The organism is Microbulbifer elongatus (genome assembly GCF_020524885.1).
Taxonomy (GTDB): domain Bacteria; phylum Pseudomonadota; class Gammaproteobacteria; order Pseudomonadales; family Cellvibrionaceae; genus Microbulbifer; species Microbulbifer elongatus_A.
Window position 1 is genome coordinate 494,383 of sequence record NZ_JAIVKJ010000001.1, and the last position, 25,496, is coordinate 519,878.

The window sequence follows — 25,496 nt, forward strand, 5'->3', positions numbered from 1 at the left end:
CGTCGTAATAAGCGCCGATGGGGTTCCCATCGGCGCTTTTTTTGCGCGATTATTTTTACGTCGATCACGCAAAGAGTTTCACGTTTTTCGGGCAAAAAATACGCCTTCGCCCCGGCTTTGTCGTCAAAATGCGGGCAACGTTGATTGACGCGCATTTAATTTTGGTTAAATCGTGTACAGCGTCGTCGAACACTTCCTGCGCGCTAAACTGAAAGTATGAGTGTATGGAAACCGGGAGATCGGACTTCCCGGCAGTGGTCAGGCAGTGTTCAAGTTGCGAGGTAGTTGAGCCATGAACCGCACAGGGATTGCAGCTGTGGTGTTAGGCACCACACTGTGTTTACAGGGTTGTATCTTCGTACCGTATGAAAACGAAAACAGTTACGATCCATTCTTCTTCAACCCCGATGACAAGAGTCAGAGTGCGGACTTTGTCGAAGTGGGTAACTATCTTCCGAATACGGCGGCTCCACCCGCGGCCAGCCGCCAATGTTCAATGGATGTTGAAAGCAGTAAGGTGGGATCCGCCTGCTGGTTTTTCCCGGTAATGCGGGTTTATTGAGCTTCGGGAATCTCAACCGTATCTGGTTTGGCACCAGGAGTGATTGTTAAGGAGTTCACATGCGCAAACGAGTCACTATTTTTTCACTGGTAGCGGCAGCGACGCTGCTTTCTGCCTGTGGTACCAGCAGCGTGCGCGATCAGGTGGTCTACCCTAACAGTGCACCTATTCCCCGCGCGCCAGTACATGCGGAGCAGAAGACAAACTACGATGGTTGCCCCGGTGATGCGGAAGAACTGGCTCCCGGTTCTATCTGTCCGGCCACCGCCCAATGTTATGAAATCTCCGGCGGACGCCGCTGTATCGTTTACGAAAAGTAAATGAGAAGCCCGTCGTAGCGCCCGGCCAGGATATCGGCCGGCGGTGTGGGCAGGGAAGCGGGTGCGGGTATGGAAACCTGAATCATCTGTCACAGAGGACGTGATATGAAACTGCGCCTGATCTTCTCACTGCTGGGTACTTTTGCCGTCGCCATGTCGGCAGGCTGCGCCAATACTGGTGACAGGCTGGAAAATACCGCGAGCCTGGATGGCTTCTGGTGTGATCTCACCGGAATGCCTGCCACCTACTACCAGCCACCGCTACCGGCGAACCTGATGCCAGCTTTCCCACGCGATTGTTTTGCCGGTGATACCCAGGTGCAAACTGCGAATGCATGTCTGATGGATGATTCGGTCTGCTATCAACTGGATACCGGCGCCTGGTGCACCGCAGGTCACATACCCCAATGCCCCGCGGGAACTTCGCCGGTGGCGATGGATGCGCCCTGCCCCGAGGGGGGCCAGTGCTGGATATACAGTGAAGGCCTGCGTTGCCATGGAGTGGATGCCTGACCCGGACGTGTGCGGATCGTGCCTGCTAGCGGGAGTCTGGCCACGGCAGCCACAGGCTGACCTGCAGCCCGCCTTCACTTCGGTTGTGCAGCCGGATTTGCCCGCCGTGCGCATCCGCGATTTCCCGGCACAGGGCAAGCCCAAGGCCTACGCCTTGTGGTTTTGTGGAGTAAAAGGGGAGCAGTGCCTGCTCCAGTACCTTATCGCTCATGCCGACGCCGCGATCCGCTATGGTCAGCAACTGGCCGTGCGGGTCCGTTTCGACCTGCAGTGTGATGTCCTCTTTTTTACTGCCGGACTCGGAGGCGTTCTTCAACAGATTCAGCAGTGCCTGCTCGATTTGCGCCGGGTCGAAATAGCCTGGTCGCAATGGCAGTTCGCCCTTTAAGGCAAACGGGTGCAGTGGTTGAAGGTGTTTCACCAGAGTTGACCAGTTTACCTCCTCGCAAGAGGGGGGCGGAAGCTTGGCAAAACGGGCATAACCCTGGGTAAATTCCGTAAGGTGCCGGCAACGGTCTGCAATCACATCGAAAACACCCGCGAGCTGCTGTGAATCGATTTTCTCCGAGAGCAATTTTCCGCTGTGCGCCATGGAAGAGATGGGCGCGAGGGAGTTGTTGAGTTCATGGCTAATCAGGCGGATTACCTTTTTCCACACCTGTACTTCTGCCCGGGTCAGCTCCCGGGTCATTTCTCTCAGCAATATCAACCGGTGCTTTTGTGAATTCAGCACAAAGGTGCTGTTACTGATATGCAGGGTATGGCTGCTTTCACCGTCGAGGTAGCTGGTGAGTCCGTCTTGTCTTTGCTCGATCGCCTGTGCCAGTTCCGGAGGACAGAGAGGAAGAATCTTTTGTAGCCGGTGCCCCTGCAGTGGTTTGCCATCGTGTAGCAGGTGGCGTGCGCTGGTGTTGGCGTAGATGATGTGTTCGCTGTGATCGATTAACAGCAGCGCCAGCGGTGAGCTCTGGATCACCGTGTCCAGCAGCAGTTCGCGCTGGTGAACATGCGCCCGCTCGCGCCGCAGTATTTCTCCCACCTCATTGTAGAGTTCCGCCAGTTGTCCCAGCTGATCATTGCGCCTCAGCGCAAGGGAAATGGAAAAATCACCGTCACGGAAATTTAACAGGCCGCCCTCAAGACTTTGCAGGGCGCGATTCAGGTTACGGGTGAGGGGACGCAACAACGCAAAGGCCAGGATGAGTGCAAGCAACATACCGGCACTCCATGCAAGTATCGGATTAGCACCCAGCTGTAAAAGGCCAAACGGTATTCCCGTACCCAAAATCACCGCAAGCATGACGATGGCAAACAGCTTTCCCTCGATGGAGGTTTTCGGGCTCGGGCCTTGGGGCATCAGTAGGGAATTCCGTATTTATCCAGGCGACGGTACAGGGCCTGACGACTTAATCCAAGTTCGCGCGCGGCCTGGGCAATGATGCCATCGCAGCTGGCCAGTGTCTGCTCCAGTAATTCGCGGCTCGGTTCGAAGTTTAGGTCTGGCACTTTAAGTTGAGCATCTTCCGGCAGCGCCAGAGTACCCTCTTCAATAGTATCGCCTCTGGTCAGAACTGCAGCCCGTTGCATTACGTTCTGCAGTTCGCGCACGTTGCCGGGCCAACTGTAACGCAACAAGCTTTGCTGTGCTTGCGGGCCCAGTTGTTTGCCGGTAGTCGTTAGGAAACTACGGGCCAGCGGCAGTATATCTTCTGGGCGGTCACTTAATGGTGGCAGTTTCAGTTCAATTACATTCAGTCGGTAAAACAGGTCCTGGCGGAAGCTGCCATCACTGATCATCTGCTGCAGGTTGCTGTTGGTCGCACTGATCACTCGCACCTGCACTTTGCGGGTCTGGCTGCTGCCCAGGCGCTGGAATTCTCCAGTCTGCAGGACCCGCAGCAATTTTACCTGGCCACTGGCGGAGAGCTCGCCGATTTCGTCGAGAAACAGGGTGCCGCCATCGGCGGCTTCAAAGCGCCCCTGGCGCACCTTGTTACCGGCACCGGTGTAGGCTCCCGCCTCAGCCCCAAACAGCTCGGCTTCCATCAGTTCTTCTGGCAGCGCGCCAACGTTGACCTTGATGTAGGGGCCGCCTTTCACGCTGGAGTTGGCCTGGACGATATCGGCAACTTTCTCCTTGCCGGCACCGTTGGGGCCGGTAATCAGCACCGGCACATCAGAGTGGGCGACCTGGGTGGCCATTTCCAGCAGTGTCTGCACACTCTGGCTGCGGTAGATGATTCCCTGCAGATCAAACTGCTGCTGCAGCTGCTCGCGAGCCTGCTGCGCCCGGTTTTGAGATTGACGCTGCTGTTGCTGCAAGTCATGCAGTTCCAACAGGTTCTTTATGGTGGCGATGAGTTTGTTGTCGTCCCAAGGCTTGCCAACGTAATCCGCCGCACCTGCCTTGACCAGTTCCACCGCCATTTCCAGCTGGGTCCAGGCGGTGAGCAGGATGACGGGGATATCGGGCTGTATCTCTCGCAAGGCAAAAAACAGCGCTCGCCCCTCTTCACCGGAGGTGGTATCGGCGGTGAAGTTCATGTCCTGGATGACGAGACTGATATCCGGGTTTTCCCGCAGCAGTTGTAAGCCCGCTTGTGGCGTAATGGCGGAAAGGGTCTGGATATCGTGGAGGGACAACAACAGGGTCAGGGCAGTGATAATGCCGGTGTTGTCGTCGATGACAAGAACTTTATCCATAGCTTAGGTCTTGGCTGCATGTGAGAAACGGGCGCATGCGCCCGTTTCGGTGGAGGTGCAAGTGTACCCTGCTTTAAACGCTGCGTGTCGCCATTGCAGGAGAGATATTGGCTGCGCGCAGTGCCGGAACCAGAGCGGCGGCGAGGCTTACGGCAAGTAATCCCAGCGCGCAGAAGACGGTGACTGAAACCGGCAGTGCAGGTTGGTCGAATTCTCTCACCAGGAAGCCATTAAATATCTGAGCCGCAGCGGTACCCAAGGCGATGCCGGTGGCTGCAATCATCAGGTTTTCCAGAAGGAAATAGCGGCTAATGGCTGTGCGGGTGGCGCCCAGTGCACGGCGTACGCCAATCTGCTTTTGGCGCTGGGTAATCCAAAATACCGTAAGGCCGACGATACCCAGGGCCACAATGAATGTCAGCAGGACGATAACGCCACTCAACACCTTGATCATCGTGTTGTCACCCGCAAAGTACTGCGCCTTTTCTTCTTCCATTGTATTTGCGTTGATGACGCGGTTGCCATCGCGCTCTGCCAGTTTCTCTTCAACCAGCTTCAGCACCTCGTCGCGCTGCCCCGGTTCGGCGCGCACGATATAGTAAAACCAGCGGTCAGTAATGGCGGGATAAAATGCACCGCGACCGGCGATAGAGGAATTTGGCCATGGACCGAGGTTGCGTTCTACGATACCGACAATCTCAATCGGATGGTCGTCGCCGCCAAGGAAGAAAGATTTGCCCAGCACATTGCCATCGCTCTCCGGGAACAGGTCGTCGGCAAACTTCTGGGTCACTACGGAGACTTTCGGTCGATCGTTGCTACTGGGGTCTATTTGCATGATTTCTTCCGGGTAAAACCCGCGGCCAGCAATCAGCTTCATACCCAGCGCGTCGACAAAGTGCTCATCTACGGTGTAGTAGTTGGATCCCATCGCGCCGGTTTCTTTGTTCGGCTCGGTGTAGAAACCACTGGCAGAACCGCTGCCGGACAGGGGCACGTGGTTGCTGATGGTGGCGCTGGCCACGCCCGGCAACGCGCGGATCATATCCAGGTCCTGGCGGAAGGCGTCGTACATATCGTAGTCCTTCGGGATCGCCATAAAGTTGAAGGTAACAATCTCATTTTCGGCCACACCGGTTGGCCGCGAGATGCGCTCGGTACGTTCGCTGATTACCACCAGCGCATTGCTGACGATAGCGAGAGTGAGCCCAAGCTGTAATGCAATCAGCAGCGCTGAGACTTTGTGGCGCCACAGCGCCGATAGAATGGGTCGCAGTTCCAACATGATATTTTCCTTTCTGCTTGCGCCGTGTTATTGGGTTTTCAGGTAGATGGACGGATTGGTCCGACTGATACGCCAGGCGGGGTAGAAGCCCGCCAGCAAGCTGGAAAGCACCGCGAGGCCGATCGCCGCCAGCATCATGGTCCAGTCCATGGAGGCGACGCGATCCATATAACCCATCTGCAGTTGTCGAATCAGTGACAAGCCGGCGAGGGTCAGCAGGATGCCTGCGAGCCCGCCGAGCAATCCGACACAGGCGCTCTCCACCAGGTGCTGGCTAAATACCGCATTTCGGCTGGCGCCAAGCGCCCGGCGTACACCGGCTTCCGGTGCCTTGCGCAGAAACTTCGCCAGCAGCAATGCAACGGCGTTGACCAGGCACACCAGCAGGAAGGCTAGTGACAACCAGTTCAGCATTCGGTCATCGCCGTCAACCACCTCATTGAGCAACAGCCATTCAGACGGCTTACTGAGGCCAATTTTTAGCGGGCGGGGGAAGCGGCCTTGCTCCTTCTGCTCGCGGATGTAACCGGTGAGGAAGTCCCGGTAGGCCTCTACCTGTTTGGGCGAATCCAGTTGCACCCAGTACTGCAGCCACACCATGTCACTGTTGAGGCGGTCTTCGTAACTGGTGATTTCTTCCGACTTCCAGCCGTTGGTGTTGCCCCAGGGGTAAATCTCAAATGCCCGGTGCAGGCCAAATGGCAGGAACACTTCTGCCGACTTGTTGAAGTGGCCATTGTTGAGATCGTGCACCTTGGGGCTGGGCTGCCAATGCTCGGTAACACCAACCACGGTGAAGGGTACTCCGTTGAAGTTAACGGTGCGGCCTACGCTGTTTTCCCCACCGAATAGCTTGTCGTTCGTTTCACTGGTGAGCACGAGTTGGTGAATCGGGCTCTGGTCCGCTTCTTCCGACCAGGTGCCGCCGAAAAGGAACGGGACATCGAATAGGGCGAAAAAATCGCGGCTGGTGACACGGGAGTCCGCGTTAAAGGGACGCACGTCGGAGTTTTCCAATGAAATCGGTCCACCCCAGCGGTGCATCGCTACCTGCTTCGACGGGATGTCCGAGCGCAGCAGGTTCACCGAGTCCTGGTACGTGAGCTGCCAGGGCATTTCACTGGGGTTGTCCGCCGCTTCGTGCGGATCCCAGCCATCCAGCTGTACTGCATACAGCACACTGTCTTTTTCGGCGAGCGCGTTGCGCGACATCATGTAATTGAGGGTAAGGGTGGTCATGGCGGCGCCGACACCGACGGCGATTGCCGCGACCATCAGCGCGCTCAGGACCGGCGTACGCCGCAAGCTGCGTAATGCGAGGGAAACGTAATATCCAAACATGGCTGGTCTCCTCAGGCGATCGCTGATTGTTTGTGCTGCGCAACCTGGCGCAGGTCGGATACCTGTCCATCGACGATCTGGATATTGCGATGCGCGCGACGGGCGAGGTCGGGGTCGTGGGTCACCATGATGATGGTGGTACCCCATTCATTGACGAACTCCAGCAGCTCCATCACCTGACGGGCCATCAGGGAATCCAGGTTGCCGGTGGGCTCATCCGCGAGCAGGAAACGCGGCTCGCCGGCCAGCGCACGGGCAATGGCCACGCGCTGCTGCTGGCCACCGGAGAGCTGCGCCGGCAAATGCTTGGCCCGTGCAGCGAGGCCAACCTGCTCGAGGGATTTTTCAATGCGGCGGCGGCGCTCTTTTGCATTGAAGCCGCGGTAGCGCAAGGGCACATCAATGTTATCGAACAGGTTGAGGTCGGGGATCAGGTTGAAGCCCTGAAAGATAAAACCGATCTTTTCATTGCGCAGGTGTGAGCGGTCGCGGTCGGATAGTCCACCCACTTCCTGTCCATCCAGCAAGTACTGACCACCGGTCGGTGTTTCGAGTAAGCCCGCAATATTGAGGAAGGTGGTTTTGCCGGAGCCACTGGGTCCGGTAACGGAAACAAATTCGCCTTCCTTGACTTCAAGGCTGAAATCTCTGAGTGCATGAGTCTCGATGGTGTCAGAGCGATAACTTTTACGAATATTTTGCATTTTCAGCATGGTGAATTTCCTTGTCGTTGATTTTAAATATCGTTTTTTGAAAATTATTGAGCAGTTTTATTACGGATGTATTTTTCTATTCCTGCAGTGCAACAATCTGCGCGTTTTCCAGGGCATCAGCGGAGGAAGTGATAATCTGGTCGCCTTCCTTCAGGCCGGAAACAATCTCCACCTGGTTTAACCCCAGCGCACCGATAGTGATTGGCACCTTCACCGCCTGCTGCTGACCGTTGAGCTTCCAGGCGAAGCGACCTCCGGTTTGGTCAATGAATGCTCCGCGCTTCACCAGGATTACATCGCTGCGGTTTTCCAGCAGAACGCGAGCGGTCAGGCGCAGGTTCTGGCGAAGGTTTTCCGGCTGCTGGTGCGTGAAACGCACACGGGCAATCACCTGGCCATCGATTACCTCGGGGGCGATTGCCGTGATTTCACCGGGCAGTTTTTTGCCACCCATATTGATTTCCACCGCCATGGCGAGACCCAGGTCATCGGCATAGTTTTCCGGTACGGCGGCTTCCAGCTCGAAGCTGGTGAGGTCCACCACGGTGAGCAATGGTGCGTTAGCGGCGACAGCGGCGCGTTGGGTGGTTGAGAGGCTGCCGATGGTGCCGTCGACAGGGGAGGTGATCTGCAGTTCGTTCACCTTGCGCTGCAGCTCTTCCATCTGCAATTTCTGCTGGGAGACCTGCAACTCAAGGGTCTGGGTCTCAAACGCCAGGGCTTCGTTTTCCAGCTGGGCATTCTGTACCGCCTGCTTGTACTCCAGCTCCGCACGCGCCAGGTCATCACTGGCTTTTTCAAAGTCCAGTTGGGAGATGATCTGCTTTTCCATGGAAAGCTCCGCGCGCTTCAGCTCCCGCTGGGCCGCAGTGAGATCCACCTTGGCGAGATCCGCCTTCTGGGTATTCTCAAGACGCTGGCGCTTCGCCTGAATCTTTTGCCGCGCCAGTTCCACGCTCAGCTTGTTATACAGGGCGCTTTCCTGGGCCAGCTGGTTCTGCAACTGCGGACTGTCCACTTCCGCCAGCAATTGCCCCTGCTCAACCGCATCACCAGCCTTCACCGCAAACTTCACGATCCCCTGCGCCGGGCTAAACAGGGTAGGGCTGTTGGCCGCAACCACCTTCCCCTGTACCACCAGATCCCGCACCAGGTCCCCGCGCTCCACTGCCGCGATGTTGATACGCGACAGGGAAAGGCTCGCATCCACTGCATTGGTGCTCTGCCAGCTCATCAGCCCCCAAACCACGAAAGCCGCGGCGCCAATGCCAAGGCCTGCGCGCTTCAACAGGCGCGGGTTCTTCCACGGGCTCTGTGGCGCGAGTCGGACGTCCTGCCCGGAGGTATCTCTGATCATGTTGTTCCCAAGTTCTTGAAATCTGTTCTTCTGCCACTGTGACGCGGGTGTTTTATCCCCCGGATGCAAAGTGGATTTTCTGGATGCAGGGGCCTTATCGCAATTGCCGTGCCAAGGTGGTTTTCTCACTTAAGTCGTTGATAAGTAAGGAAAATAAATTTTTATAAAGTTTTTGGATGTAGGGCGAGGTGTCCGGAAAAAGTGTCCGGACAGGCCGTGTCCGTAGGGCCGGACAGGAGTGGGGAAGTGCGACACGAGATGTCAGAAAATGTAAATGAGCCAGGTGCTAAGGCGGCGATGCCGGGTGTAGCTTGGTGAGACCGTCTGCGGCCAGGACGGCCGCAGCCGAGCCCCCATGGATGGGTATACGGCGTGTCTCACCAAGCTACACACGGTAGCGTCGCCGCCACGAAGCTGCATCCGTGCGCTAAACCACTTGGGTGTTCTTTAGCCAGCCCCCCCAAGATGCTAGAATCCGCGCCCCGATTTACGGCTGAAAAATCGGACTCGAAAAAGACTCTCAAGTCAGTATCCCAGACAGGCTCCCCTGATTATGCAGTTCTCCAACACCCTGTTGTCGTCCACCAGGAACGACTGGTTTGGCAACATCCGCCGCGACGTGCTCGCCGGCCTCGTGGTCGCTCTGGCCCTCATCCCCGAGGCCATCGCCTTCTCCATCATTGCCGGCGTCGACCCCCGCGTAGGCCTCTACGCCTCCTTCTGTATCGCCGTCGTCATCGCCTTCGTCGGTGGCCGTCCGGGCATGATCTCCGCCGCGACCGGCGCCATGGCCCTGTTGATGGTGACGCTCGTCAAAGAGCACGGGCTTCAATACCTGCTCGCGGCCACCCTGTTAACCGGGGTGCTGCAGATCATCGCCGGCTACCTCAAGCTCGGCAGCCTGATGAGCTTCGTCTCGAGGGCCGTGGTCACGGGCTTCGTCAACGCCCTGGCCATCCTTATCTTTATGGCCCAGCTTCCCGAACTGACCGACGTCACCTGGCATGTTTACGCCATGACTGCTGCGGGCCTTGGCATCATCTACCTGTTCCCCTACGTACCGGTGGTGGGCAAAATCCTGCCGTCTCCGCTGGTATGCATTCTCGTTCTGACCGCGGTCGCCGTAGTGATGGGGCTGGATATCCGCACCGTTGGTGATATGGGTGAACTGCCGGACACCTTGCCGATCTTCCTGTGGCCGGATGTACCGCTGAACTTTGAGACCCTGAAGATTATCTTCCCGTATTCAGCGGGACTCGCCGTGGTGGGTCTGCTGGAATCCCTGATGACCGCCACCATCGTGGACGATCTGACCGATACCAACAGTGACAAGAACCGCGAGTGCAAGGGCCAGGGTATTGCCAATATCGGTGCCGGTATGCTCGGCGGAATGGCGGGCTGTGCGATGATCGGCCAGTCCGTAATCAACGTGAAATCCGGTGGTCGCGGCCGTCTGTCTACCCTGGTGGCAGGCGTGGGCCTGTTGACGCTGGTGGTATTCCTGAGTGACTGGGTGGCGGTGATTCCGATGGCCGCGCTGGTGGCCGTGATGATCATGGTTTCCATCGGTACCTTTGACTGGGGTTCCATCCGCAATCTGAACAAGCTGCCGTTGTCGACCAATCTGGTGATGCTGTCTACGGTGATTGTGGTAGTGTTTACCCATAACCTGGCGTTTGGCGTGTTTGTGGGTGTGCTGCTGGCTTCCCTGTTCTTCGCCAACAAGGTGAGCCACTTTATGTATGTGAGCTCGGAGCTGGATGAGGAGCAGAATTGCCGGACCTACAAGGTTGTGGGGCAGGTGTTCTTCAATTCGTCGGACAAGTTTGTAGCGGCGTTTGATTTTAAAGAGGCGCTGGACAAGGTGGTGATTGACCTGAGCCGGGCGCATTTCTGGGATGTGTCGGCGGTGTACTCTCTGGACAAGGCGGTGGTGAAGTTCCGCCGAGAGGGTGCCGAAGTTGAGCTGATTGGCCTGAATGAGGCGAGCTCGACGATCGTTGACCGCTTTGGTGTGCACGATAAGCCGGAAGAAATTGAGAAGGTGCTGGGGGGGCACTAAGTACAGGGTTCTTTTTTGAGGTCCCGTGGCGCTCGAGCACCGGGTGAGGGATTTCAAAACCGCTGTAAATACATCCCTGTACGCTGCGTCGGCGACGTCCCTGTCGCCGACGCTTTTGAAATCCCTCCCCCGGCACTCGAGCTTCGCATTTGATTTCTATACTTTGAAAGTGACCTGCGATAACGAGAGAAAATAATAAATGACCGAACAGAAAGACCCCGTAGTACTCTCCTGCATCGATGGCTCCCGCTTCAGTGGTGCTGTCTGTGATTACGCCGCCTGGATCGCCAATCGCGCGTCTGCCCCCATAAAGTTCCTGCACAATATCGAACGCGTCTCCACGCCTGCCGTGGCGGACCTGTCCGGGAGTATTGGGCTTGGCAGCCAGGAAGAATTGCTGGAAGAGCTGACCAGCCTGGAGCAGCAGCGTTCAAAGCTGCTTCTGGAACAGGGGCGGCAAATGCTGGAAGGTGCGCGGGAGCGGGCTTTGAAGGCGGGGGCGGAGCGGGTGGTTACCTGCCAGCGACACGGTAGCCTGATCGAGTCGCTGGTGGAGCTGGAGGACCATATTCGGGTGTTGGTGCTCGGGATCCGTGGCGAGGAGCACGCGGAGTCTAACAAGGGCCTGGGGGCACAGCTGGAGTCGATCGTGCGCTCTCTGCACAAGCCGATTCTGGTGGTCAACCGGGAGTTCAAGACGCCGCGCTCAATTATGCTGGCCTATGACGGCAGTGAGTCCGCCCGCAAGGCGCTGGATATGGTGGCTACCAGCCCGGTGTTCAAACAGGTGACGTGTCACCTGGTGTATGTGGGGGACGGTGCCGAGTCTGTGTTGGCGGAAGGCGCCGAGGCTCTGGGCCATGGCGGGATTTCTGTGATCAGTGCCAACCTGCAGGGCAAGACGGTGGAATCGCTGATTGCCTACCAGCAGGAACATGATATCGACCTCACCGTGATGGGGGCCTTTAGCCACAACAAACTGCGCGATTTACTGCTGGGCAGCGTGACCGCGAAGATGCTGCTGGGAACCAACCAGCCATTATTGCTGCTGCGCTAACGCGCACGACCCGTAATTCAAAAAGCCTGTGCCTCTGAATGTAGACAGAGCCACAGGCTTTTTTGCTTACGCGGAGCGTCGCAAAGTTAGCTGGCCAGCTTGCTCACCTCCGAAGAAGAGTTGGCGGCCTCGGCCACCGACATACCGGCCTTCTTGTGCGGCGTGGGCTTTCCCTCCGCATCCAGCGCCACGAATACAATCCGCTCAACCCGCACAATCAGTTCCCGGGTCTGCTTGTTGCGCATTTCACAGTGCACGGTAAGCGACGAGCGACCAATACCCGTCACCTCGAACCCGAACTCCACCACGTCACCACACACCGCCGAGCTGACAAAATCAATTTCTGACATCAGTTTGGTCACGATGTTTGCGGTGCCCATCTGGCAGCCCGCGAAAATAGCCGCTTCCTCATCTATCCACGCCAGGGCCTGGCCGCCGAACAGGCGTTGGGCTGGGTTCAGGTCGCCGGGTTTAACGAAATGACGTGAGTAGTACTTCATGAGAGATTACCTCGTTGCTTTTCCATAAAAAATAAGAGGGCCCCGCGTTCCGTCGCGCTGCCACAGGAGGTTTTGCATTAACTGTGCCAGCGAGTGAAAGGCAAAAAATTCGCGGGTTTCGGAGGCGTTCGGAGCGACTGGCGCTGCAATTTCAGTCAATTTCGCTCGAAATTTGTGCGGCGCGCACGATGAGGGGGCGTGGCAGAGGCAGATGATTGGCTAAACTGGCCGCCAACCCGGAAATTCTGGCCACAAATCTCCACAACCGTGATCTGTCACTATGGGCGTTACCCCCAACAGCCTTTAGAATGTGCGGCTTTATGGCCGGTCAGTCGGCCTGGGTACCACTGAAAACCTGCTGCCCGTGCGCCTGACGGTGTCCGGCTCGCGACGGCTTTTAGCGGTCCCATTAATTAAGAATCACCCAACGGAGAGAGCCCGGCATGATCATCAAGCCGAAAGTACGCGGATTTATCTGTACCAATGCCCACCCGCAGGGCTGTGCCGCCAACGTGCGCGAGCAGATCGAATACATCAAATCCCAGCCCGCCATCGAAGACGGCCCTAAGAACGTCCTGGTTGTCGGCGCTTCCACCGGCTATGGCCTCGCCTCCCGTATTACCGCCGCTTTCGGTTGCGGTGCAAAAACCCTTGGCGTTTTCTTTGAAAAGCCGCCGACGGACAAGCGCACCGCCTCTGCTGGTTACTACAACTCAGCCGCATTTGAGGAAGAGGCCCACAAGGCCGGCCTGTATGCCAAAAGTATCAATGGCGACGCCTTCTCCAATGAGATCAAGGCCCAGGCCATCGACATGATCAAACAGGATCTCGGCAAGATCGACCTGGTTATCTACAGCCTCGCTTCGCCGCGCCGTACCGATCCGGAAACCGGTGAACTGTACAGCTCCGTGCTGAAGCCTATTGGCAAGTCCTACACCGCCAAGAACCTCAACACCGACAAGCTGGAAATCTCTGATATCAGCGTTGACCCTGCGAATGAAGAAGAAATCGCAGCCACGGTCAAAGTCATGGGTGGTGAAGACTGGGAGCTGTGGATGAAAGCCCTGGGCGATGCCGGCGTGCTGGCGGACGATTGCAAGACCGTCGCCTACACCTACATCGGTGAAAAACTTACCTGGCCGATCTATGGCCATGCCACCATCGGCAAAGCCAAAGAAGACCTGGATCGTGCCGCCAAGGCTATCAGCGACAGCGGCAGTGCCAGCGCGAACGTTGCGGTATTGAAAGCCCTGGTCACCCAGTCCAGCTCCGCCATTCCGGTCATGCCGCTGTACATCTCTCTTGTCTACAAGGTGATGAAGGAAGAGGGCACCCACGAGGGCTGTATCGAACAGCTGTACCGCCTTTACACCGAAGGTCTGTACACCGACAGCCCGCGCCTGGACGACACCAACCGCTTCCGTATGGATGACAAGGAATTGCGCCCGGAAACCCAGGCCAAGATTGAAAAACTTTGGCCGGAAGTGACCGAGGCAAATCTGTTTGAGCTGACCGATTACAAAGGCTACAGCGACGACTTCCTGAAGCTGTTTGGCTTTGGTGTAAACGGTGTCGATTACGAAGCCGAAACCAGCCCGCTGGTGGAGGCGGACTTTAAATAAGCCGTGATCTGCTGACTTATAAAACGCCGGGCAATTGCCCGGCGTTTTTGTTTTGTGCCTGAAAGACTTGCGTTAAACCGGCATAATGAAGCCGCAAATTTTGCAGGAGAAGAAAATGGAAACCCGCAAACTCGGCAAGACCGAACTCATGGTCAGTAAAATCTGCCTGGGTACCATGACTTTTGGTGAGCAGAACAGCGAGGCCGAGGCATTCGAGCAGCTGGATTACGCCACCGGCAACGGCGTCAACTTTATTGACTGCGCGGAAATGTACCCGGTGCCGCCAAAGGCGGACACCTATGGGCGCACGGAAGAAATTATCGGCAACTGGTTGCAGAAAACTGGCAAACGCAATGACGTGGTGTTGGCCACCAAGGTCACCGGGCGCAGCGCGGCTAATTCCGGTGTTGGCCACATTCGTGGCGGCCCCCGACTCGACCGGGATCAGATCCTGAAGGCCTGTGACGACTCCCTCGCGAGATTGAAGACAGACGTTATCGACCTGTATCAGGTGCACTGGCCGGAGCGCCAGGCCAACTTTTTTGGCAAGCTCGGCTATCAGCACGGCGATGATGATGGTGTGGATATCAGTGAAACCCTGGCGGCGCTGGAGGAACTGGTCAAAGCCGGCAAGGTTCGCCATATCGGGCTCTCCAACGAAACTCCCTGGGGCCTGCACCGCTACCTGCGTCTCGCTGCCCACGGCAACAGGCCGCGCGTGGCCTCCATCCAGAACCCTTATAGCTTACTCAACCGCACCTTTGAGGTGGGCCTGGCGGAAATGGCGATTCGCGAGCAATGTGGGCTCCTGGCCTATTCGCCGCTTGCGTTCGGCACCCTGAGTGGAAAATACCTGAACGGTGCTCAACCCGAGGGCGCGCGCCTGACACTGTTCGAGCGCTTCCAGCGTTACACCGGTGAGCGGGCGGTCAGTGCGACCGAGCAGTACGTGCACCTCGCCCGGGAGTTCGGCCTGGATCCGGCGCAGATGGCCCTGGCATTCGTCACCCAGCAACCGTTTGTCACCTCCAATATCATTGGTGCAACTACCATGGGGCAATTGAAGAGCAATATAGCCAGTGGGGAGTTGACCTTGAGTGATGAATTAATGGCCGCGATTGGCGAGATTCACCACAAAAATCCCAATCCCGCCCCTTGAATTCCTCCCCTCGCGCCGGCATTCCAAATGGTGTGCCGACGAGCCGAGCGGCAACCGGAAAGTGACTCGTAAACCGAGTCAGGTTGGCGCCGGCTTATCTATACTGGAATGCAGGCCGCGGTATATCACGCCAGCGGAACAATGTTCGTAAAGAAGGGGAAACGCAATGGAAACGGGACATCACACCATCAATGATCTGTTTGCCCAGTTGGGGCTCGGCTCCGACGATACGGCGATCGAGGACTTCCTGAGTCGTCACCACCTGTCGGGCGAGGAAAAGCTGGCGCGGGCCGAGTTCTGGAGCGAAAGCCAGCGCAAGTTTCTGCGCGACGCGATTGTGGAAGACTCCGACTGGTGTGAAGTTGTGGACGAGCTGGATGCGCTGCTGCGTCACTAACTTGTGTTGAAAACCGTTTTGGGTAATTGCCGCGACGTGTGATGGCGAGCCTGGGGGCGGTCGATGCACGAGAAGCCCTGGGTACTACTCTGGCTTGCCTCTGGATGAAGAGTTTTTAGAGGCCTGCTTGCAGTTCGCCAATTGCTTGTCAATGTGTTCCTGGAAGGGTTCCCCCCAGGCGTGACGTTCTATCTCCCAAAAATAGAGTGTCCCTGGTGTGCAGAGCGAATAGGCAAAGTAGCGATCCCAGCTCGCCCATTGCTCCTCATCGACACCACCGAGCCGGTAGCCATAATTTGCCTGCTCCCACAGATTAAAGGCGGTCGCTTTGTCCTTTGAATACATTGCCCATTCAGCGGACGAGAGGGTAGACGGCTTGGAATCTCCCTGCAGCATCAATTCTGCATGCTCGAGATCCTGATACCAGGCTGCGCGCTGAATATGTAGCTCGAGCAAAGCTTGCGATGTCTGTACTTTTAGTGCATCTGTGTTCTCGCCAACCTGGTACGCCAGGTAAATAATGGATATTACGACGGCGACACCACCGATGATGTCGGCAATCAGCGCGCCGCGCTCCAGCGTTAATAATTCCTTGTGTTTCTCGTCCATGACGCCCTCGCCCCAGTCACTTAAAACGCCAGGCGCAATCGCAGGCCACCGGTCCATAACGTGGACTCTGATGGATTCAGGGATGGGTCCTTGATCACCTGAATTGCCGGTGTGATCGCAAACTGCGGTGTGAGATGGAAGCGGTAAAAAATTTCCGCTGTGGTCTGGCTGCGCAGGATGTCATTTTCGGGGCGCGCCCAGCCGATGCCGATCCCAAACAGGTCTGAGTAATCCGCGCAGGGTTTCCACCCCATGCCGACTGTCAGGTTGCGGTCCACAAACCATCCTTCCGACCAGCCGCCGCGCACAAACGGCATCAGATTTTCACCGATCAGCTGGTTCCAGTTAAATGCCATCCCGTAGGCGCGGGGGCTGCCGTCTTGCAGTGCGTCGCGATACCAGATGTCGACGCTGAGGTTGTCCGTATCCGTGGGCCCGCGGGCATGAATGGGCGTGGGACTGCGCGCGAGGGCGCTGCGCCCCAGCTGCACATGGTAGAAGCGCTCGTCTTTGCTGAAAAAGTCATCCACGGTGACGCCGGTGTCGTCGCTGAGCGCCGTATAGACACCGGAGAGGATATAGAAATTGTTGTGTTCGCTGGGGTAGGCCGCTGCGACGGCGCCAAAGCCGCGCAGGGGGGTGGCAATCGTTGGACTGGTGGAAAAGGTCTGGCTGAGGAACTGGCGGTTGTCATCGAAAAATGGGTAGGCGTTGATGTAGTTGGGCGCGAACACCTTACCCACGGTCCACTGAAAACGATTTTCCGCGAGATTTTGACGAACGTACGCCTGCGTAATGCCCAGCTCGAAGTCGCCCCAGGTAGCGGCAGTGGGCACAATCGAGCCCGCCCCCAATCCGGCCTGTAGAGGAGCAAGCTCAGTGCCCAGCGGGCGCCGGTCTTCGATAGCCACATCGAATTGCAGGGCGTTGGGCTGGCCGCGATTGGTGAGGGCGAAGCCCAGATTGAGGGTAAACTTGTGCCCCACTGAGCTGTCTTCATCAATCACGCTGTCAGAATAGTTCTGCCCCAGAATCTGGTAAGAGCCTCCAATGGAAAAGCCTTTTTCTTCTTGCCAGCGCTGCTTGGTCTGAAGCCAGTTTTGCAGCCCGGTAGGGAAGCGCAGCCGGCCGCTCTTGGGGCGGTCGATCTCTTCAAGGTCGCCACCTGCGGAAAGAGTGCCGTCGAGCAGGTCCGGTTTCTCGCTGTCGCTTTCCGCCTGCCCGTAGAGAGTCTCCTCCGCAACAGAGCCTGTTTGCTGCTCGCCGTGCGCCGCGGTAGTGGCCAGCAGTGCAGCAAGTATTAGTGTTGCAGGAATAGGCACTATACCGGTGATTGTCATGGCTCAGGTCTCCCAGCGTGGCAAATCGCTGCCGCGCACACTCACCAAAGGCTCGCGCCAGCGCCCCGGGGTTTTCGAGTACTTTACCTGTGGTGCCAGGCGTCGCACCTCGCCGTAAGGGGAATCGGCCGTGAGGATTTCCGGCGGCTGCATGCGGTGCTCGGGGGACTTGGCATCGAACTCTTTGCTGGGGAACATGCCCAGGCTCTTGTACCACATGGCAGCGCGGGCAAGGCTTATGCGCACGTGGTAGCTGCCACCGGATTCGGCGCGACGCCGCAGCGCCTCGGTGATTCCCGCGGCGCCGAGATAACCGGCGATATAGTCGTTCAGTACCAACGTGGGTGGAAACTGGGGCCGTTTACCGTCACCCTCCGCCATGGTGTATCCGGTAACCGTGACGGCTTCCATGTCGAATGCGGCGCGGTCTTTCCAGGGACCATCCCAGCTATAGCCCCGCAGTGAGAGGTACACGATACCGGGGCGTTTCTTGGCGACTGTCTCAATCGCAAACCCAAGATTCTTGATGGAGCGGCCGCGAAACCCCTCGATAAATACATCCGCCTTGGGCAGCAGCGCCATCAGGGTCTGTTTGTCTTTGGGGGTGCGCAGGTCGAGCCACGCGGAACGCATGCCCACATTCACATCGGTTACCAGTGCCTCGTGTTCGAACGACTGATCGCGAGCGATTTGCAGAACTTCGGCCCCCTGTTCCGCGAGGGTGCGCGCCGCGGTGGTACCGGCAATCACGTGGGTGAGTGACAGGCAGCGAATTCCCGATAGCGGCTGCTCCGGGTCTTCGGTGAATGGCACCGGATCTGAATCGGCGACCTTCACGATTTCAATCAGTGGCTTATTGGCGAGGTACTTGCCCTCGGGGGTTGCCAGCCATTCTTCTGCGGTGCGGTGGATACCCGCCACAGCACCGGCGTCGGCCAGTGCCTGATCCAACGCCTCGGCATCCCATTGCTTGACCGCTTGAATGATGGATGCACGATCAGGCGGGGCATTCAGTACGTTAAGCGCTCGATGATAAAGGTGCGGATATATGCCGGTAATGTTCATATATCGGCCGTCTTTGGTCTCGAAGGGTATGAAGGACATGGGGTTGTCCAGACCCAGAGGCGCTTGGTAGAGCTTACCGTTGACCGAAGGCACGAACGTAATGCTGTTGGCGATCACATCATCGGCCGGCAGCGCGCCCATTTTCTGTCGCTGTTGCATCACCATGCCGATGATTGGGTTGATGTTGTAAACGGACTCGCGCAGATCGACCTTCAAGTCCTGGCTCTCGCCGGTGCGCGCTTTCCAAATCGCGGCGGCACCTACGGCGGCCGCCATGGCCGGCAGGGCCATACAGGTACCGATACGGAAATGACTGCGCAAAATCGGGTCGCGGCCGGTAAAGGTGACAGTGCCGCCGGCATCGTCGGCGCTGCGCCCGAGGTCCTGCATGAATGCGGCAAAGGCCTGATCGATATCGAAGTCATCGGTAACGGCACTAGCGCTGGCGTCTTGCGCTGCGCTAATGGAGCGGGCAAGTGCAGAGGGGGCGAACTGGCTGCCAAGGGCCGTTGAGAGAAAAGCACCGGCAGTAGAGCGGAGGAATTGCCTGCGGCTTCTATGCATGGAGAACCATCTTGAGCGGGTTAACGGTCGAGCGCATGCCGGCAGAGCGAATCCGCAGGCTAAACTTAAACTTAGGCTCAAACGGGTGGTACCGCTGGTGTTGCTGCGAAAGCTGTCACCAGCTTCTACTGCATAGACTTTACGATGTTCCCGCCCGGATATGGCGTCATTGGGAGGGTGTATGGAAGCCGGACAAAGCCTATGGGAAGCGCCGCAGAGGTCTTAGTGGAGGTGCTAATGCTCGGGGAGTACCCTCGAGGCGGCGGGCGCGGCTATAATGCGCCGTTTTCTACCCGGCGCTCTGGCTTCCGGGTATCCGCTTTCCCACCGCAGCTGCCCGCTATTTATGGAAAAACCGCATTTTCGTATTGCCCTGCTTCATCCCCGTTACTGGCTGAACTGGTTCCTCTTTGGCCTCTGGGCCCTTGTGTCACAGCTGCCTTACCGCTGGCAGATGGCGATCGGTCGCGTTTTGGGCAAGCTGATGCTGCGCTTTGCCACCAGCCGTCGGATCATTGCCGAGCGCAATCTGGCTCTATGCTTCCCCGAACTGTCCGCGCAAGAGCGCGAGCAACTGCTGCGCCGCAATTTCGCATCCAACGGCATTGCGATCATGGAAACCGGCATGGCCTGGTTCCGCTCCAGCCGCTGGCTGCGCAAGCGCTTTACCATCGAAGGGCTGGAGTACCTACAGGAGCCACACAGCCGCGGGCAGGGGGTTGTGATGATGGCGATGCACTTCACCACGCTGGAAATCGGCGCGGCGTTTATTTCCATGAGCCACTCGGTCGCGGGCATGTACCGCCCCCACAAGAACCCCGTGTACGACTATATGCAGCGCAAGGGCCGCGAGCGCCACGGGGAAGATGCCGATGTATTCCAGCGCAAGGATGTGCGCGGCATGTTGCGCGCCCTGCAGAAGGGGCGTGCTGTGTGGTACGCACCGGACCAGGATTACGGTATCAAGCAGGGGGTGTTCGCCCCGCTGTTCGGTGTTCCCGCCGCGACCGTGACCGGGACTTCACGCTTTGCCCGTGTCGGCCGCGCCCAGGTGGTCCCCTACACGGTGACCCGACTGGAGGAAAAAGGCCTGTATCACGTGAAGGTCTTCCCTCCCATTGAGGAAATCCCTTCCGGTGACGAACTGAAAGACGCCGTGCTGGTCAATCAGTTTGTGGAAGCGCGCTTGCGCGAGAATCCGTCCCAATATATGTGGGTGCATCGCCGTTTCAAGACGCGCCCGGAAGGGGAGGAGAGCTTTTATCCACCGCGCAAGAGACGGCGTAAAAAGCGCAAAAAGTGATCAATTTGTGACCTGTTTGGTGTCATGTGGCAGGATGAGTTTTTTGCGCTGGCATCGAACTGGCACGCTCAGTAACATACCGCATTCATTTTTTGGCGGTACAGGCCGGCATCCGCCCGGCTGGAGAAGGAGTTGCAATGATTTCCGGCAGTATGGTGGCACTGGCCACACCCATGTATGCAGATGGCAGCCTCGACTGGGACAAACTGCATGAGCTGGTGGAGTGGCATATAGAGCAGGGCACCCGCGCCTTGGTGGCCGTCGGCACTACCGGCGAGTCAGCCACGCTCGACGTGCACGAGCACCTTGAGGTCATCCGCCGTGTGGTCGATCAGGTCGCAGGTCGCATTCCTGTGATCGCGGGTACCGGCGCCAATTCCACCACCGAAGCCATCGAACTCACCGCCACTGCGGCTAAGTGTGGCGCAGATGCCTGCCTGTTGGTGACCCCTTACTACAACAAGCCGACCCAGGAAGGGCTGTACCAGCATTTCAAAACTGTGGCGAAAGCCGTCGATATCCCGCAGATCCTCTACAATGTGCCCGGACGCACCGCTGTGGATATGCTGCCGGAAACCGTAAAACGCCTCTCCGCGGTGAGCAACATTGTGGGCATCAAGGAAGCCACCGGCGATCTGGAGCGCGCGCGCGAAGTGATTGAGCTGACCCCGGAAGGTTTTGCGGTCTACTCCGGTGACGATGCAACAGCGGTAGAGCTGATTCTGCTCGGCGGTCACGGAAATATCAGCGTGACGGCCAATGTGGCGCCGGCGGCGGTGGCCCAGATGTGCGAAGCGGCACTGGCCGGCGACGCCGAAACCGCCCGTGCGATCAATCAGCGTATCGACATATTGCACAAAACGCTGTTTGTGGAGTCCAACCCCATACCGGTGAAATGGGCACTAAAAGAAATGGGCCGCATTGACAGCGGTATTCGCCTGCCACTCACCGTACTGTCACCCGAGCACCACGGTGTGGTGCGCGATGCGCTGCGCAGTGCAGGCGTGCTCTGACAGGTTAATCATTTTTCGGCTTTCGAGGGCGGCTTTTGCAGAAAGGGTGCCCCGGCCAGACGGCCAAAGCCCCATCAGAATAATTGCGATCGGGACTGATTCGACAAGGTACCAATAATGAGAAATTTTACCGCCGGAGCCGTGCTGTGCGCTGCGGTTACCACCCTGAGTGGCTGTGGCATCTTTGGCCAAGACGGTTATTTCCGCGACCGCGGTGACGACTACCAGCTGGCAGACAGCCTGCCGCCGCTGCAGATGCCGGAGGGTGTTACCTCCAAGCACCAGGAAGAACTCTATGAAGTGCCGCAGATCAGCGGCGAAGTCGACCGCGGTGAATTCGTGGTGCCGCGCCCGCAGGCGCTGTCGGTCAACGTTGGCCTGGATCGGGTGAAAATCCAGAAACTGGGTAACCGCCGCTGGGTACTGGTCAATCAGCCGCCGGATGAAGTCTGGCCGCAACTGCACTATTTCCTGCGCACCACCGGGCTGCAACTGGCCATGTCCGATGCCGGTGCGGGTACCATGGAAACCACCTGGCTCACCTTTGGTGAGAACCCGGATACCAAGGACAAGTACCGCCTGCAGGTTGAGTCCGGGGTGCAGCCAGACACTACCGAGATTCACGTTCGCCACCTCTCCGCGCCCATGGAGGCGCCCGCTAGTGCCGCCGTGATTTGGCCGGCCCAGTCCTCCAGTCCCGAGCGCGAGGGCTGGATGATCGATGAAATGTCCAGTGCGCTGGCGACCGACTCTACCGGCGCCGCTGCCTCCCTGGTGGCCCAGGCCATCGGCGGTGGCAAGGTCAAGGTGCAGGTCATGGAGCCTGCGGGCAAAGAACCCTATATCGCACTGGATCTGGCGATGAACCGCGCCTGGGCTACGGTCAGCCACGCGCTGAATACCGGCGCCTACCGTCTGCACAAGGAAGACTCGGATATCGGTGTCTTCTATGTCACCTATGACTCGGAGCGTGAGCTGGCTGACGATGAGGACGGCTGGTTCTCCGGTTGGGGTTCCGGTGGCGAGGACAAGCAGGCCAAAGCGGCTGATGCCTACAGCCTGCAGCAGGTACTGGCGAATATCGACATGAGCTCCACCGCTGAGCCTGCGCTGTTTGCGAACATGCAGGGGCTGGGCGGCGCGCCCAACAGTAACATTCCCGGTTATCTCGTGGTTCTGCGCAATGTGGACAACGCTATCGAGGTACGGATCCGCAGCACCCGCGGTTTGCCGCTGTCGCGGGCCAAAGCCTCCGAGTTGCTGATGGCCATCCGCCAGAACCTGATCTGACGGCGGACTTTATCGAGCATGGCGATCAGATTTGCCTCCCTGGGCAGTGGTAGTAAGGGCAACGGCACTCTGGTCGCTTCCGGTGATTGCTGTCTTCTGGTGGACTGCGGTTTCACCATCAAGGAAACCGAGCGGCGCCTGGCGCGGCTCGGTGTCTCTCCCGCGGATCTCTCCGCAATCCTCGTTACCCACGAACACAGTGACCACATGGGCGGCGTTGGGCCTTTTGCCCGCAAACACCGGATACCCGTGTACCTGACCCCGGGTACCCTGCGTGCGCGGGATATTGGCACCTTGCCAGAGGTACATCTCATCGAGGGGCATCAGCCGTTTTCGGTGGGGGATATTCAGGTAACACCGGTGGCCGTGCCCCACGATGCCCGTGAGGCTGCGCAGTTTGTATTCCGCAGCCGCGGCAGCAGCCTCGGGCTACTGACGGATCTGGGCACCATCACGCCGCACGTGGAGTCTCACTATGGCGACTGTGATGCGCTGGTACTGGAAGCCAACCACGATCCGCAGATGCTCGCCCAGGGGCCTTATCCACCGTCGCTCAAACGCCGGGTGGGCGGTGCGTATGGGCACCTGAGCAACCAGCAGGCGGCGGGATTCCTGCAACGGGTGGGCAGCGATCGCTTGCAGCACCTTGTGGTGGCTCACATTAGTGAAAAGAACAATAGTCTTGAACTGGCACAGGCGGCCCTCGCCGATGCCGCCGCCCGTGCCGCCAACTGTATTTTTGCCTGCCAGCAGGAAGGGTTTGACTGGCTGCTGATCGAAAAGGCAGAGTAGAGTCCATTCCGGGGCTGCGACGTCCGTTGCCGGCCTCAATGAAAAACTGGGAAACGGAGTTTCAATTCGTGGCAGCCTTCGACCAACTACCCTCCTGTCTCACTCGCACAGACTCGGGCGCCCTCTATGGCAAACCTGGCCTGGACCTTCTGGTGGTGGAAACCGGCTTGTGTCGTGCGGTGATCGCACTGCAGGGGGCGCAGGTACTTGAATATACCGCCACGGGGCGCGCGCCACTGCTGTGGCTTAGCCCCTCGGCAGTTTTTGAGCCGGGGGCGGCAGTGCGCGGCGGCGTACCCCTGTGCCTGCCCTGGTTCGGTGAAAATCGCACTGATCCCGGCAAGCCCAAGCACGGGCTGGTACGCAACCAGCTGTGGGAGCTGGGCAGTTTCGAGGAACGGGCGGACGGTACCGTGGTGCTGGAATTTCGCTACCAGCACCCGGGGGATGCGCTGTTCGAGGCGAGCTTCGAATGTGCGCTGAAGGTCGGGCTGGGCAAGTCTCTCTCTTTTAATCTCGAATTGACCAATACCGCAGACGTGGCCGCCGAATACAGTTGGGCGCTGCACAGCTATTTTGCGGTCGCCGATGTTGCCGACGTGGAGGTGGACGGGCTTTCCGGGGTTGAATACCTGGACAAGACCCGCGGCTTCGACCGCGACCGACTCGAAGGCCCCCAGCGATTCCCCGGAGAAGTGGATCGGGTATTCGAGCAGGCACCTGCGGAGCAGACCATCGTTACCCCCAACCCCATTCGCGCGCGCAGCGAAAACTGCCATACCGTCATTACCTGGAACCCGGGCGCCGAGCTTGCCGCCACACTGAAAGATGTCGGCCCCTATTACAGCGGATTCGTGTGTGTGGAGCATGGCAACGCATTCGCGGATAGCTGGCAACTGGGCGCCGGCGAGAGCGCCGGTGCTTACCTGGAATTGAGTCGTTGAGCGGGGGCCTGCAATGAACGCCGGTCTTATTCACGCATATCTGCTGGATGGTAATGGCCGCGGCCGTCGCCTCACCTGGCCAGAGGTGGAAGCCTGGGAGCCCGTCCAGGGGCACCTGTGGGTACATATGGATTACACCGACGGCGATGTCAGGCGCTGGGTCAGCGGTGGCGCTGGTCTCGAACCCCTGGTCGCACAAGCGCTGCTGACAGAGGAGACCCGCCCCCGCAGCACCTCCATGGAAGACGGCTTGCTGATCGCCCTGCGCGGGGTGAACCTCAACCCGGAATCCCAGCCGGAGGACATGGTGTCTATTCGCCTGTGGGCAGAGGAATCGCGAGTGATCAGCACGCGCAAGCGGCAACTGCTGTCGGTAAGCGACCTGTGCCAGCAGCTGGATGCCGGTCGCGGCCCGCGTACCACCGCCGGGCTGGTGGTGGAGCTGGCGGATCTGCTGGTATGGCGCATGAGCGATACCGTGGACACTTTCGAGGATACCATCGACGAGCTGGAGGACCGGGTTGTGGCCGGTGCCAGCGGCAGCCTGCGGCTGGACCTCGCGGTGCTGCGTAAGCAGACCATTACGCTGCGACGTTACCTGTCGCCCCAGCGGGAGGCGCTGGCGCGCCTGATGGTGGAAAAGCTGGACTGGATTGGAGAGCCCGACCGGCTGCAGCTGCGAGAAGTGAGCGATCGCTTGCTGCGCCACATCGAGGATATTGATGCGGTGCGCGAACGGGCAGCGGTTACCCAGGAGGAGTTGATGAGTCGCATCTCCGAGCAGCTCAACAGCCGCATGTATGTACTCTCAATCATCGCCGCGATTTTTCTGCCCCTCGGTTTTCTGACCGGTCTGCTGGGCATTAACGTGGGCGGCATCCCGGGCTCGGAAAATCCCTGGGCGTTTCTGATCTTCAGTGTGCTGCTGGCGATTACCGTGGCGGTTCAGCTGGTGGTTTTTCGCTGGAAAAAGTGGCTCTGAACG

24 protein-coding genes are annotated in these 25,496 nt (G+C 58.4%); 14 read left to right on the forward strand and 10 right to left on the reverse strand.

Annotated elements, in window-relative coordinates; all coding sequences use genetic code 11:
- Positions 1-292: 292 nt before the first annotated feature.
- From LC059_RS01905 to LC059_RS01915, 3 genes are all read left to right on the forward strand, one after another.
- Positions 293-562 (forward strand): hypothetical protein, encoded by a 270-nt coding sequence (locus LC059_RS01905; protein WP_226702139.1) that lies wholly within the window; start codon positions 293-295, stop codon positions 560-562.
- A 59-nt stretch (positions 563-621) separates the two neighbouring features.
- Entirely contained in the window at positions 622-882 is a 261-nt protein-coding gene (locus tag LC059_RS01910) for a hypothetical protein (RefSeq protein WP_226702140.1), read from the forward strand.
- A 105-nt stretch (positions 883-987) separates the two neighbouring features.
- Complete coding sequence (locus tag LC059_RS01915; protein ID WP_226702141.1) at positions 988-1,395, forward strand: hypothetical protein; 408 nt, start codon at positions 988-990, stop codon at positions 1,393-1,395.
- Positions 1,396-1,420: 25 nt separating this feature from the next.
- On the opposite strand, the gene LC059_RS01920 is transcribed toward LC059_RS01915, so the two are convergent.
- The 6 genes from LC059_RS01920 to LC059_RS01945 form a co-directional block, all read right to left on the reverse strand.
- On the reverse strand, positions 1,421-2,752 hold the full coding sequence (locus LC059_RS01920; RefSeq protein WP_226702142.1) for a sensor histidine kinase: 1,332 nt from the start codon (positions 2,750-2,752) through the stop codon (positions 1,421-1,423).
- Positions 2,752-4,098 carry a sigma-54-dependent transcriptional regulator gene (locus LC059_RS01925; protein WP_226702143.1) on the reverse strand — a complete coding sequence of 449 codons (1,347 nt, stop codon included), beginning with the start codon at positions 4,096-4,098 and terminating at the stop codon, positions 2,752-2,754. Before LC059_RS01925 ends, LC059_RS01920 begins: the two co-directional genes overlap by 1 nt.
- A 73-nt stretch (positions 4,099-4,171) precedes the next feature.
- Positions 4,172-5,383: an ABC transporter permease gene (locus tag LC059_RS01930; protein WP_226702144.1), complete on the reverse strand. Its 1,212-nt coding sequence runs from the start codon at positions 5,381-5,383 to the stop codon at positions 4,172-4,174.
- A gap of 27 nt (positions 5,384-5,410) precedes the next feature.
- Positions 5,411-6,724, reverse strand: coding sequence for an ABC transporter permease (locus LC059_RS01935; RefSeq protein WP_226702145.1), 1,314 nt, complete (start codon positions 6,722-6,724; stop codon positions 5,411-5,413).
- Between the two features lie 11 nt (positions 6,725-6,735).
- Positions 6,736-7,437 carry an ABC transporter ATP-binding protein gene (locus LC059_RS01940; RefSeq protein WP_226702146.1) on the reverse strand — a complete coding sequence of 234 codons (702 nt, stop codon included), beginning with the start codon at positions 7,435-7,437 and terminating at the stop codon, positions 6,736-6,738.
- A gap of 76 nt (positions 7,438-7,513) precedes the next feature.
- Positions 7,514-8,794: an efflux RND transporter periplasmic adaptor subunit gene (locus LC059_RS01945; protein WP_226702147.1), complete on the reverse strand. Its 1,281-nt coding sequence runs from the start codon at positions 8,792-8,794 to the stop codon at positions 7,514-7,516.
- Between the two features lie 553 nt (positions 8,795-9,347).
- Here LC059_RS01945 and LC059_RS01950 point away from each other — a divergent pair.
- Both LC059_RS01950 and LC059_RS01955 read left to right on the forward strand, forming a co-directional pair.
- Entirely contained in the window at positions 9,348-10,856 is a 1,509-nt protein-coding gene (locus LC059_RS01950; RefSeq protein ID WP_413231529.1) for a SulP family inorganic anion transporter, read from the forward strand.
- Positions 10,857-11,055: 199 nt separating this feature from the next.
- Entirely contained in the window at positions 11,056-11,913 is an 858-nt protein-coding gene (locus LC059_RS01955; protein ID WP_226702148.1) for a universal stress protein, read from the forward strand.
- 86 nt (positions 11,914-11,999) lie between these two features.
- Here the strand turns inward: LC059_RS01955 and LC059_RS01960 are convergent, their stop codons facing one another.
- Positions 12,000-12,413 carry an acyl-CoA thioesterase gene (locus LC059_RS01960; RefSeq protein ID WP_226702149.1) on the reverse strand — a complete coding sequence of 138 codons (414 nt, stop codon included), beginning with the start codon at positions 12,411-12,413 and terminating at the stop codon, positions 12,000-12,002.
- Positions 12,414-12,856: 443 nt separating this feature from the next.
- Here LC059_RS01960 and fabV point away from each other — a divergent pair, with 443 nt between their 5' ends.
- From fabV to LC059_RS01975, 3 genes are all read left to right on the forward strand, one after another.
- Complete coding sequence (fabV, locus tag LC059_RS01965; protein ID WP_226702150.1) at positions 12,857-14,035, forward strand: enoyl-ACP reductase FabV; 1,179 nt, start codon at positions 12,857-12,859, stop codon at positions 14,033-14,035.
- A 115-nt stretch (positions 14,036-14,150) separates the two neighbouring features.
- Positions 14,151-15,194, forward strand: coding sequence for an NADP(H)-dependent aldo-keto reductase (locus tag LC059_RS01970; RefSeq protein ID WP_226702151.1), 1,044 nt, complete (start codon positions 14,151-14,153; stop codon positions 15,192-15,194).
- Positions 15,195-15,360: 166 nt separating this feature from the next.
- Positions 15,361-15,591 carry a DUF2789 domain-containing protein gene (locus LC059_RS01975; RefSeq protein WP_226702152.1) on the forward strand — a complete coding sequence of 77 codons (231 nt, stop codon included), beginning with the start codon at positions 15,361-15,363 and terminating at the stop codon, positions 15,589-15,591.
- A gap of 84 nt (positions 15,592-15,675) precedes the next feature.
- Here LC059_RS01975 and LC059_RS01980 read toward each other — a convergent pair whose 3' ends face one another.
- Genes LC059_RS01980 through LC059_RS01990 form a run of 3 tightly spaced genes read right to left on the reverse strand, consistent with a single transcriptional unit; the run spans position 15,676 to position 19,169 of the window.
- Positions 15,676-16,200, reverse strand: a complete 525-nt coding sequence (locus LC059_RS01980; protein ID WP_226702153.1) for a hypothetical protein — start codon at positions 16,198-16,200, stop codon at positions 15,676-15,678.
- Positions 16,201-16,220: 20 nt separating this feature from the next.
- On the reverse strand, positions 16,221-17,540 hold the full coding sequence (locus LC059_RS01985) for a carbohydrate porin (protein WP_226702154.1): 1,320 nt from the start codon (positions 17,538-17,540) through the stop codon (positions 16,221-16,223).
- A 3-nt stretch (positions 17,541-17,543) separates the two neighbouring features.
- Positions 17,544-19,169, reverse strand: a complete 1,626-nt coding sequence (locus tag LC059_RS01990; RefSeq protein WP_226702155.1) for a CoA transferase — start codon at positions 19,167-19,169, stop codon at positions 17,544-17,546.
- A gap of 277 nt (positions 19,170-19,446) precedes the next feature.
- Here LC059_RS01990 and lpxL point away from each other — a divergent pair, with 277 nt between their 5' ends.
- The 6 genes from lpxL (at position 19,447) to zntB (ending at position 25,493) form a co-directional block, all read left to right on the forward strand.
- Positions 19,447-20,472, forward strand: coding sequence for an LpxL/LpxP family Kdo(2)-lipid IV(A) lauroyl/palmitoleoyl acyltransferase (lpxL, locus tag LC059_RS01995; RefSeq protein WP_226702156.1), 1,026 nt, complete (start codon positions 19,447-19,449; stop codon positions 20,470-20,472).
- Between the two features lie 137 nt (positions 20,473-20,609).
- Positions 20,610-21,485 (forward strand): 4-hydroxy-tetrahydrodipicolinate synthase, encoded by an 876-nt coding sequence (gene dapA, locus LC059_RS02000; RefSeq protein ID WP_226702157.1) that lies wholly within the window; start codon positions 20,610-20,612, stop codon positions 21,483-21,485.
- 117 nt (positions 21,486-21,602) lie between these two features.
- On the forward strand, positions 21,603-22,775 hold the full coding sequence (gene bamC, locus LC059_RS02005; protein ID WP_226702158.1) for an outer membrane protein assembly factor BamC: 1,173 nt from the start codon (positions 21,603-21,605) through the stop codon (positions 22,773-22,775).
- Between the two features lie 18 nt (positions 22,776-22,793).
- A complete protein-coding gene (locus LC059_RS02010) occupies positions 22,794-23,567 on the forward strand; it encodes an MBL fold metallo-hydrolase (RefSeq protein WP_226702159.1) in 774 nt (257 codons plus the stop codon).
- A gap of 68 nt (positions 23,568-23,635) precedes the next feature.
- Positions 23,636-24,511, forward strand: a complete 876-nt coding sequence (locus tag LC059_RS02015; RefSeq protein ID WP_226702160.1) for a D-hexose-6-phosphate mutarotase — start codon at positions 23,636-23,638, stop codon at positions 24,509-24,511.
- 13 nt (positions 24,512-24,524) lie between these two features.
- Complete coding sequence (zntB, locus tag LC059_RS02020; RefSeq protein WP_226702161.1) at positions 24,525-25,493, forward strand: zinc transporter ZntB; 969 nt, start codon at positions 24,525-24,527, stop codon at positions 25,491-25,493.
- The last annotated feature ends 3 nt before the right edge of the window (positions 25,494-25,496 follow it).